At 38.3% G+C, this 11,939-nt stretch carries 5 protein-coding genes; 1 reads left to right on the top strand and 4 read right to left on the bottom strand.

Annotated features, from left to right (window positions below; genetic code table 11):
• Nucleotides 1-30: 30 nt before the first annotated feature.
• On the bottom strand, nt 31-900 hold the full coding sequence (locus tag ACT5E3_RS19720) for a DNA ligase (RefSeq protein ID WP_444995273.1): 870 nt from the start codon (nt 898-900) through the stop codon (nt 31-33).
• Between the two features lie 249 nt (nt 901-1,149).
• Here ACT5E3_RS19720 and ACT5E3_RS19715 point away from each other — a divergent pair, with 249 nt between their 5' ends.
• Nucleotides 1,150-1,929, top strand: coding sequence for a hypothetical protein (locus ACT5E3_RS19715; protein ID WP_444995272.1), 780 nt, complete (start codon nt 1,150-1,152; stop codon nt 1,927-1,929).
• A gap of 141 nt (nt 1,930-2,070) precedes the next feature.
• On the opposite strand, the gene ACT5E3_RS19710 is transcribed toward ACT5E3_RS19715, so the two are convergent.
• The 3 genes from ACT5E3_RS19710 to ACT5E3_RS19700 form a co-directional block, all read right to left on the bottom strand.
• The gene (locus ACT5E3_RS19710) at nt 2,071-8,637 is read right to left on the bottom strand and encodes a PKD domain-containing protein (protein ID WP_444995271.1); all 6,567 of its coding nucleotides are present in this window, start codon (nt 8,635-8,637) and stop codon (nt 2,071-2,073) included.
• A gap of 812 nt (nt 8,638-9,449) precedes the next feature.
• A complete protein-coding gene (locus ACT5E3_RS19705; RefSeq protein ID WP_444995270.1) occupies nt 9,450-9,656 on the bottom strand; it encodes a cold-shock protein in 207 nt (68 codons plus the stop codon).
• 487 nt (nt 9,657-10,143) lie between these two features.
• Nucleotides 10,144-11,838 carry a S8 family serine peptidase gene (locus tag ACT5E3_RS19700; RefSeq protein ID WP_444995269.1) on the bottom strand — a complete coding sequence of 565 codons (1,695 nt, stop codon included), beginning with the start codon at nt 11,836-11,838 and terminating at the stop codon, nt 10,144-10,146.
• Nucleotides 11,839-11,939 lie beyond the last annotated feature (101 nt).

Genomic DNA, 11,939 nt, shown 5'->3' with positions numbered 1-11,939 from the left:
CGGCATAAACATTAATTTTTATAGCGAGTATTAATCTTCGAGGTTGATTGCTCTTCTTAAATAGGTCGCAAAGCGTGGTGTGTTATTTTTAGTTTTTCCTCGGTATCGATAAGTAATCACGCTATTAACTGGTGGTGGAAAGCGTCTATCTTCTAAACTGAATCCGCTACCAATTTTAAATACGACTCCTTCCTTATTGATAACTTCAATTGAACCGAGTAGATCTTTATATTTTCCTTTACCAGTTATGTGCCGAATAACGGTCGCTTCAGCATCATCAAAAGGTTTTAATTTTTGTAAATCATTACTACGTTTTGCCTGGTAGAGAGAGGCTTTACGATGCAACATTAAGCCTTCGCCTCCCTTGGCTATTGTGGTAGTTAGTAATTCTTTTAGTTCTACTGAGGAGTTAATATTAATTTGTTGGACAAGGTGCAACGAAGGAGATCGATGTGTACGTAATAATTGTTTTAACTGAATGTAACGATTCTCAAATTTTTCAAGGCTCAGTGGCAGATCAAATACTTTATATTTAACCTTTCGCCACTTTTGTTCATCAGGTTGGTGCTGGCGTACAAGCCCCGATACCATTTCAAACTCTCCACGATTGATCCAGAGTTCGCCATCTAAAGCTTGTTTGGGAAAGTTTTCGGTAAACCAGGAAGGGCTGTTTATGCGGTGGCCACCACGTGTTATTAAGTTTTTTCCATCCCAGAATGCTCGAACACCATCTAACTTTTCACTAGCCCAATATTGATCAAGTTGAATATCAGATTGGTAGTTTTTAGCTAATAAGAGAGGGGGAATGGAGGTTTCTAATGGCACAGTCGCTTGTGTTTGTGGCCAATAAATTGGCAGCAAACAAAGTGAAAACCCTATCGATTTTTTTATTTTTAACATTGCTTTTTCTACTCTTCATCCATGAAAAAAAAGAGTTTGATAGCAAATTAAGAATTTTGCAATAGGAGTTTTGCCCGTTGTTTCGTCAGATATTTCTGAAACTTATCGTTTAAGTTTGACAGGATAAAATAATATCTCTTTTTTGTAATAAAAATTTGGGTTATTTCTTATAACCGACTAAATTTAAAATTCCAATGTACATGGATACCAAAAAGTTTAGATGTTAAAAACTAATATAAGGATACAATTATGTTGAAGAAAATTTTTTTAATTTCGCTGTTCTCACTTTTTTCATTTTCTGTTTTTTCTGATGAACCAATAATTACTGAAGCGAATAATCCTGTGATAGGTTTGATTGGTGCGAGCTTTATTGATCCGGAATCTGCTTATGGAAATGGTTTAGGATTAACTGCGTTAAATGGTAGTTCTTATCGGGGGTTAGCTGATTATTTAAAAGCTCGAACAATCAATAATATTAATGGTATGGTTTTTCGTGAAGCTGCGCAAGGTGGGGCAACTTCTAGCGGTGCTTTAGGATTTGATTCTGCACTGACTCAAGCCGTGAAGCTTTACGAGCACTCTACTATGTGGGCTGATGGCTCTCATTTAAAAGTCGTTATAATCGATATTTTTAATGATTGCTTGCATAATTCTTACGGACCTTTATGTACCGAGGAAGATATTCAAAATGGTTTGGTTTTTCATGTGACAGAAGCCATCCAATATTTACAGGCAAGAAATGTAAAAGTGTTTGTTAATCGATTGGTTGACTATGATTCTTTAGATTTACCATTAGCGGAAGAGGTATTTAAAATTATTAATCCAAATTTCACGGTAGCTACACGTGAGCAATATGAGTTGTTGGTGAGCACTTATGAAAACTCAATTGCTCAAATTGAAGGGGTTGAGTTTTTAAATACTTGGAAAAGGTTTCGCCATTTTGGTGATGGGTTACATCCCAGTCATCGTACAAAAAAGCGAGCAGCAAAGTATATAGTTAGGAAGCTAAAAAGGTATCTTGATTATTAAGGTCTAGGTTAGTGGTATCAATGATGGAAGGGAACAGGGTTCTTTAATCGTTTGATGGTATTGATATGGCTAACGAAAAAAGGCTAGCAACAGTTGTATGTTGCTAGCCTAAATTTTATAAAATACTAATAATTATTAGCTTTATTTATTATTTTCCGCTCTTTGTTTATTAAACGCTTTACGACGCGATTCATCCATGGCTTTATGTAACGCATCACGAGCACTTTGCGGTAGTATCATTTCCTTAACACCAATTAGCTCATCACTCTTAGCTTGACGTTCTTTTAAGCTAATGAATCTATCACTGTCTTTATTTTTAGATGTTAGCAATAAACTATTTTCTTTAGTTTGAGCTTTCTCAAGTCCTGTGATGGTTTTTAAGTTAGGGTACTTCACATCTGTCGGTGAGCGTCCCCAGCGTACATGATAATTGGGTTCTAATAAGAACTCGTTGTAAGTATCATATTCGTTTTTCACATCGTAGTTATAATAGTGATAAAAGAATGTTAGATAGCCCCAATCATCATAGTCCCATAAAAAGTCGATTTGCTCGTCATGGTTAACATCAAGAGGGCCAACATTATTATCAATGTTTCCATCGCAATTGAGATCGAGCCCTGCCGATAATAAGCCTTCAGAAATTTCCGTTTCGTCAATCTTAGGTTGTAAACCATCAGAGAAACCAATATGGAAATCCGCCGGATCCGAGCTTAAACCATGAACTAAATTGCCCCAGGTTTTGTTGTCTGGATGAGTTTCATCTAACCGAGCATTACAGGCATAGTCTAACTTAGGATTTTGCCATAAGTAGTAGCGCTCTCTGACCATAGTATCATAGTCAATATCAGTAAACTTATCTGTTGGACCACCTTGCAATTGGAATAAATAGTTCATTGCACTAGGGTAATTCAATTTAAAGTTACGAGCTCTATCATCCGGGAAACCGTCATGGCTTAAGCCAAAAATATGACCAAGTTCATGCACCATTGTTGAAGCATGACCATTAATCATCATGTTTTCATTTTCCGGAGTGTCATCGGTAAACTGCCAACCTGTGCCACCCATTGATAAATACATGAAGCGATCAAATAAATCTGGCGCTTGACCTGATGAACCTCGGTTTGCACCGCCTTGAGAGTTGGCGAATAACACATAATAGAAAATATGTTCACGTTCCTTATTATTAAAGAAGTACTGAGGCATTACATCTTCATCCATGCCTGGCACTTTTATTTCTTTACCATTGTAGTTATCAGTCCAACGAGCTAAATGGATGTATTCCATAAATGGAATGGCTTGTCCTCCACCTAAATCATAGTCATTTGGATCGAGTCCAGGTGCTTGGTCGAACTTATCACCAATATCAAAATGAATATGAATGTCCCTTGCTGCAAAGACTTCTTTTACTCTATCGAGTACTTTGCGCTTAGGCTCAGTACCATGGTCAATGATTTGGTTACCATTTTCATCATAAACATAGTTACCGTCATAATCTTTGAGTGGGTGTTTGTCCATCCAGTCAACTTCTATAAATAAGTCAATCTGATTTTTTCTAGCGCCCCAATCATACAAAGGCATGGTATAGAAAGTTTTTCCTGGTTCTTCCGCACAATCTGGAATTCCATCGAAGTCTGCATCAAGCATTAAATTATCACAAGAGGGTTGAACGGGATGTTCAACAGTTGGATTATTTAACGTTAAGTCGAAAGAAAATACCGCTTTACTTCCGTCAGTTGCTGTCGCAATTGCTTTAATGGTATCAGTATTAGTATCGCGAGCTCCCCAGTGTTTATAGCTATATTCAAACTCTTTACCATAATGGTTGGCGTCGATTATTTCGCTACGATCACCGAGTCGGATATTTCCATAAGTTGGTGCACAATATTTCAACTGATAATCTGCTGAAACCGAAGTACCACGTACTCTTACCCAACCTTCGTAATAGTTTTCATTGACGTCGTTGGTAAAAGTGTACATGTTAATTTTTGGATCATTAGTTGGCGTGTCTGCTAATTGGCAGTCTGGATCATTTGGATCCGTAGTACCTGAACCGCCAACGCCGCCATTACCAGAATCTTGACCTTCGTTACCTTTCGGTGGAGTCGTACTAACCACAAAATTCACATCTGAGAATTCTGAATCGGTAGATAAAGTCACATAGCGATAACCTTTGTTAGCAGAGACCTGAAGCGTTTGATTATTACCAACTAGATCGGACTTATATTGGTAATCAGTATTGGTCGCCCAAGTATCTGCGTTATAGTAGATGTCTACGTCGCCTTTACCATCTGAGGTCGTAAAATATAACTTAGTGTTATCTTCAGCAACATTCACATAGTAAGAGTATCTACCAGCAGTATCTTTGTTAACACACTCTGCTTGATCATAGATTAAACCGCCGCCATCGTTTGTGGTTGCGCCACAGCCTACCGGATCGCCACCTGATGTTGTTGATGAAGTTATTGAAACTGTGTAGTCCTCGACTTCACCATCGCCAATATCACCACAAGATGAACTCGCCTCGCCATTATATTTCATCGCGATACGCATACGTGTGGTTATATTAGTGTTTGCCGGTACGTTAATGGTTCCGTTAGCAACACCTTTAGCAGATAGACCAGTTAATACTGTTTCGCCTGCATCGGTAAAATCACCATCTTGATTGTAATCGATCCAGATTTTCCAGTGCTCGGTATAGCTGCCGCCGGGCGTTAATTTAATCGCATTACTACCGCTGACTAAATTAATTGTCTGGGCAGTGAAGTCACTATAGTCGCCGTCACCAGTTGGATTACTGAAACCATTTGATTCAACATTGGCAATCCATTCATAACCGCCGCCGCCGTTGGCTGCACAATAACCGATAGTTGGCTCTTCTGTGATGGTGACATTTGCTGTTGAGCTACCTGTCGCCCCTTTGTCATCGGTAACAGTGAGGTTAACGGTATAATTACCTGCTGCTGTATAGGTATGACTAGGAGTAGCTCCAGTACCAGTGTTGTTGTCTCCAAAAGTCCAGGCATAACTGGCTATAGAACCATCAGAGTCAGCTGAACCAGTGCTATCGAAGGTAATACTTTGACCGACTTTGGCAGAGTATGGACCGTTGGCTTTAGCAACTGGCGGTTTATTTTCTCCAGTACCTGTGCCTGTGATTTTTACCGTGTAGTCTTCTGTTTCACCGTCACCAAAGTCACCACATGGAGATGCAGCTTCGCCGTTATATTTCATGGCAATACGCATACGGGTGGTTACATTGGTATTGGCTGGAATATTAATGTTTCCATTAACGGTATTTTTACCTGACAAGTTGCTTAAAACAACTTCATTGGCATCTTCAAAATCTCCGTCTTGGTTAAAATCAATCCAGATTTTCCAATGTTCGGTGTAAGAGCCGCCGGTTGTTAACGCAATTGCATTATCACCGTTATTTAGATTAACGGTAAGACTAGTAAAATCAGTATAAGGTGTTGCGCCATCACTTGGGTTAGTGAAGCCATTGACCTCAACATTTGATATCCACTCGTAAGTACCACCACCACTTGAAGTACAGTAGCCAATTGGGGTTGCATCTTTAACTGTCACTGTTGCTGTTGCAGTGTCAGTTAAACCACCAACATCAGTAACGGTGAGTGTGACTGTATAGTCACCAGTAGAGGCATACTTATGCCCAGGGCTTGGACCAGTTCCTGTGTTACTATCACCGAAATTCCAAGCATAAGCTAATGCTTCGCCTTCTGGATCAGTTGAACCGTTGCTGTTGAATACCACGGTGTCGCCCAAGTTAACAACATAAGGACCATTCGCTTTTGCTGTAGGTGCCTGGTTTGTTGCAGCCTTAATGTTAATAGAGTGACTAGTGGTGTTAGTTGCGCCTTGGTTATCAGTAACCGTTAACGATACATTATAAGTTCCGGCTTTAGTAAAAGTATGATTGACCTTTGCACCACTTGCTGTACCACTGTTGTCACCAAAGTTCCACGAGTAAGAAACAACAGAGCCATCGGAGTCAGAAGAACTTGAACCATCGAAAGCGACGGCTGTTCCGACGTCACCTGCTGTAGGGGCATTGATATTGGCTAAGGGATCGACATTTTGTCCATTTGAACGACAACCTGATGTATTAAAGTCAACGGCAATGGTTGTCCCACCTTGACCCGATACACCTTTAAGAGCGATATAATTCCAATAGTCAGGGAGATTTCTTAGATAGATACATTCGTTGTTACCAGTATTAGTCGATTTTGCCGAATAATCACTATCTGTGGGCCAGCCATTCTTTTTAAAGTACAAGCTAATATCACCTTCGCCATGTGCTGTGGTGATTGCGATACTTCTATAGCTATTAGCGTTTGCAATACTGAAAGATATTGTGTCATCTGTATCTTTACCGGTACATACTGGAGCACCTGCTTTTATTTCACCTTCGGTAACTTTTGGTGAGCCCGAAGCACACGCATCTACCATTGCTGGCGGTGGATCGCCCGGTTCAATATTAATTGTGACTTCCGCTGTATCTTTGGCTGTTTCACCTGCGTCATTGGTTACTGTCAGGGTGGCGGTATAGCTACCTGCTAACTGGTAAGTATGAGTGGGCGAGTGAAATTCTTTTGTTGTGCCATCACCGAAATCCCATTGGTATTTGGTAATTTCGTTATCTAAATCAGAAGTACCTGCACTGCTAAAGTCAATGCCTTGACCTTCTTTTGCGGTGTAAGGACCATTAGCTTCGACAACAATTGGGTCTGGTTGATTGGCTCGAACACTAACAACAAAGTTTTGCGTTGAGCTAGCACCGCTATTATCAGTAACAGTCAAACTGGCGTTATAAGCACCGATAGAACTATAAGAGTGAGTGGGGTTGGCATCATTACTGCTTTTGCCGTCACCAAAGTTCCAAGCATACTGAGTAATTTCTCCATCAAGATCAACCGAGTTAGCACTACTAAATTTTTGGTTTTGTGTCGCTTTAATATTATAAGGTCCGTTAGCATTCGCCATAGGAGAAATATTACCGCCGCCTTGACCTGATACACAGCTAACATCTGCGTCCCAGCCTTTCGTGCGTGCTTTTACATTTGAATGAAAGACAAATGTTAAAGCGCCTGCAGAGTTGCTTGCTGAAATCGAGCCGGGAGATGTATTACCACAGTAAGAACCAATTAATGTACTGTTCTCATCTAACCCATCATAAATTTTTAAACTATCAAGATCACAGTTACTATTATTCTCTAAAATAAATTCATTAAAGTTGACTTTAACTGCCGAGTTAGTTTTATTGGGTAATAGCACCAACTTATGATCTTCTCGATTACCGTAAGCACCTGCATTTCCAGCATGATTATTACCTGAGTCGTAAAATTTTGCGCTACATGAACGCACCACATCATTACGCATTACTATGTCTTTACTGACAGTAATGTAATCATTTTTGGTCACGGTGTTAGTAGAAGAACCATTGCTGACTTTCAGTGTTGCCGAATAAGTTCCAGGTGTGTTGTAAACAACTGAAGGCGGAGTTTGACCATTGTAAGAGCTTGGTGTACCGCCAGGAAAACTCCATTCCCAGCTAGAAATAGTGCCGGATTCAGCCTCTGAAACGTCATTAAATTTGACTCTTCCCCCCGGCGCTAATTGATTTTTTTCAATATTGAAAAGTGCAGAAACGGGCATACCCGTTACACCTGTTGCTTGTAAATTAGCTTGGGTAAATAGATTGTTACGGCCTGCAACAGTACTGTTCATTGCACTAGTCATACGATCGCTCTGACCTGTGGTAAACATTGAGGTACAGGTACCGTAATCCATATAGTTTTGAGTATTGGCGATACCGCCGCCGGAGCAAGGTGTCCAAACCTTATCACAACCGCTACCTGTTTGAGTAGGTGGCGTATCTGATACGCTGTCACCTGGTGCTGAACAACCATTTTGAAAAGTATGTGCTAGGTTTGCCCAGTGCCCAATTTCATGGGTTAATATTTTCCAGTGAGTTGGTGTTGCTGTGCCACTACGACCGATTGCCCAGTGTGAGCTAATAACACCATCTAGTGCTTTTGTTTTATCTTCATTAACTTGTGAAGGATAAAATGCCCAAGCTGAACCTGATTGACCGCCAGCGCTACGTACTACGTAAATATTCAGATATTTTTCTCGTGGCCAAGCATATTTGGCTTTCATCATTCCATCTGAAGCGTCATTAAATTGAGTGACTTCATCGGGTGAATAATGTCTGGTAATTCCATCTGTTGGGTTTCCATCCGGATCTAATCTGGCTAGAACAAAACGCATTCCAATATTGGCATAGCGTGCTTTAAACTCATCAAAAATTAAATCTTTACGAGGATCATTACCATTGTAATCCTCGTTTAATTGATTAATGGATTCTTGAATTTGGGCATCTGTAATATTTTCTACACCACCAGCATGAACAATGTGAAAGACTACTGGAATAGTGTAATTTGCTGCAACAGCTGATTGAGTATTGATGGATAGCATCTTATTCAATTCTAGCTGAGCTTCATAAGCTTCATACTGAGCTTTTATTTCGGGATGTTTTTTATAAAGTGCTTCATGTGCATGCTCAATACCGCAGGATAAGCGTTCATCCTCCTGTGTTGTTGCAGATGATATGCCACTTAAAACCGATAGTGCGGTAAGCCCCATTAGAGTTTTAAGTTGGTGCACTTTGTTTTTTTTGAGGTTATGCATTCTTCCTCCTGCCTGAACCTAATAAAAAAATAAGCAAATGTATAAATTCACTTAAATTGAGTTGCTCCTAATTTGTTGTAATTAGTGCGGAGTAACTCAATAATAAATATCCAATCGAAAACCTTGAAAACAGGAAAAACTTAAGGGCAAATTATATTTTTGTACGGCCACTTAAATCGTTACTATTCCCTATTTATATTTAAGTTGGGATTTACCTTTTATTTTGCAGATGCAATTATTTTTGTAGCATAAATGATTAATAACAGAGAAAGGCCACTAAGTTACATCTTATTTATTATTGCATGCAAAAGGTATTTTATCATTGTGCACAAAAAATAATTGTGTTTTGTGAATATTTACCTTAAAAAATGAGGGAATATTAGAAGGGGCTTATTTAGTTTGCTTGAGCGGCAATACGATTAAAAAGGTTAATGACGAGAAGCGTTGTAGTTATGGATAGATATATTTATAGATAAAGCAAGATAATTTGAATAGCAATTAGTATCAAATCACAATGGAATTTAGTTATTTACTCTGAATCAAAGCACAGCAACATTGTTTTATTTGATAACTTAAAATTTGTTGAATGAATTGTAATTGTTTTATGATAAGTGAGTATATCAAAGCTTTATTTAAACGTTGCTATGAGTAGCGGGTTGTATTCCTAAAGCGGAATTTTACTTTAATGTTGTGATAATAATGCAGAAAATATTAAGCGAAAAAAATACCCCAACTGAGAGTTGGATATTTTTTAGGACAGCTTAACTAATAAATTGTTTTGCTGTCCTACCTGATTTTATTTTTTGTTTTAATTAGAGAACAGAAATGTTACCAACTTCCGAGCCGATTGTTTTATTAACCATGGTGAACTCAACATGTTGACCAACTTTTAAAGTTTTGAGTCCAGAGCTTTTTACTGTGTTCATGTGGACAAAAACGTTGGCTCCATTTTCTTGATAAATAAAACCGCCGCCTTTAGATGCATCGAAAAAATCTACTACGCCTGTAATGGTTGACATAACCTATCTCCTTTTCTCACTAATTATATTTTGTTTAAAACAATAATTTAACCAATCAAATAAACTAAGAGAGTAATGAAGTTGTGTCAAAAACAAATGAAATATGCTCATACTTGTAACTGTGTATTGCTACTTCATTTATGAATAACTTCACACATATTCAGTATAGCGCAAGATGATCGCATTGCATCAATTAACGAATAAAAAAATGATATTTTAGATATTTTTTAGAAAAATATCTCAATTATGAAAAAACAATTATGCTTTGATTGTTTGTTGAACAAGCTAAAACTTTGTTACAAATAATAATGATTTAAAAATAAACAAAATTGATTTTCGGCATGAAAATTTATTTGAATTTTGACGAGGTGTTACTAACTTAAAAAGTTTTGTTGATTAATTAGTTTTAACTATTAATCAACAAAACATATATGGTTATTAGCCGACACGATTAAACGATAACGGGTTTACATGCTAAATTAATTGACTAATCGACTAATCGCATCATTGCATTATTGGCATCGACAACGCCACCGGATTTTGATAATTCGCTAAATAGAATTAAATCACCAGTTCCTGGTGTTTGTACTAATAAACCTGGATAAGTTCTAACGGATTTCATTAATAATTTTTTTAAGCGTTTAGGCTTTAAATCATCATCGTATGAAAGGAGTAATGCAGCTATACCTGAGACAACAGGACTGGCCATACTCGTTCCACTATATGATGCATACTGATTGTTGGCAATGGTCGATAGTATTTGAGAGCCTGGTGCAAACAAATCTACTTTTCTTTTTCCAAAATTAGAGTAGCCAGCAGCTAAGCTTTCGCCAAACTCATGTGTTGATGCGCCTACTTCTAACCAGCCACGAATTTTTCTTCTAGGTATTCTGGCTGGATACGGATTAGGGTAATTGTAAGCACTGTCAATATTCTCAGAACTGTTGCCTGCACTATGAACGAGTAGTACGCCTCGTCTAGCTGCGTAAGCAAATGCTCTATCTACAACTGGTTTATTAGGGGAGTAGCCTTTGCCAAAACTCATATTAATAATTTTAGCGCCGTTATCAACGGCATAACGAACAGAGTTTGCAATATCTTTATCTCTTTCATCTCCATTGGGAACAGCTCTGAGAGCCATGATTTTTACATTGTTAGCAACACCTTTAATACCGAGTTGATTACTCCGGCTAGCTGCAATTATTCCAGCAACATGAGTGCCATGGCTTGAGTCATAAGGCATTACATTATTGTTGCCATAATTATTTTCATATAAGTTATCAGGATCATCTTTAACGATTGTGGCGCGGGTATCAAACTCCGTATTGTAGTAATAATTTAATTGATTACCAAAGTATTGAATATAGAGTGGTATGATTTCATATGAACCATAAAAATCCAGAGTTGACAAAAGAGAATCTCTAGCGGCAATAATGTCTGGTTCTGAACTATCAATTGCATTGAGTGACTCTCTTGAAAAGTCTGTCATTGATAGTTTCTCAGCTAAAAAAGCTTTATTTTGAATCGATGATGCTTGATGTTGAGTTGCGTTGTTAACATGGAATTCGGCAAAATCTCTATTGGGTTCATAGTCGGCTTTTACACGTTCAAAGTAGGCTTGTTGTTTTTCAGTAAGGATGACGCCATCTTCAATCATTTTTGTGTAGCGAGCATATTCACGGGTTACTTCCAGAGTATCAAAGCCGACTTCTTGTCCATCTCTACCACCAATAAAATTCCAGCCATTAATATCATCAATGAAGCCATTATGATCATCATCGATGCCATTATTAGGGATTTCATCTTCGTTAAACCATATCTTACCTTGTAAATCTTCATGGGTCACATCAACGCCGGAGTCTATCACCGCAACAATAATTGGCTCATCATCATGATCGTCATCTGCGTATAAATAATCATAGGCTAAATTAACTGAGGCTCCTTCTGCATTATCGACACTTGGACTCAAGTTGAACCAGTCTGTATTAGCTGGGTTGTCTACTAATGACTTTAATAAGGTTGGGCTTTTTAAAGAAGGCTCTATAATTGTGCCTTTAATTGTTTTGTTTAGTGCGGGTAATCCTTTTGGAGGTTCAACGGTAGATTTGGCAATGACTGTTGAATGGAATCCTAGTGCGAGAACGGTTGGTGTGAGTATATACCGAGCTAAAGGTTTAAGCATATTTTTCTCCTTTGCTTAAGTAAGGCAGGGGTGTTAAAAGTAGCAATAATAATGCTTAACAGCCTAGCCATACTTTCTTGCTTATGTTGAGTGAAAAGAAC

It is taken from the genome of Aliikangiella litoralis (genome assembly GCF_052495765.1).
Note: the sequence above shows the minus strand (reverse complement) of the source record. Positions and strands in the feature narration are given on the sequence as shown.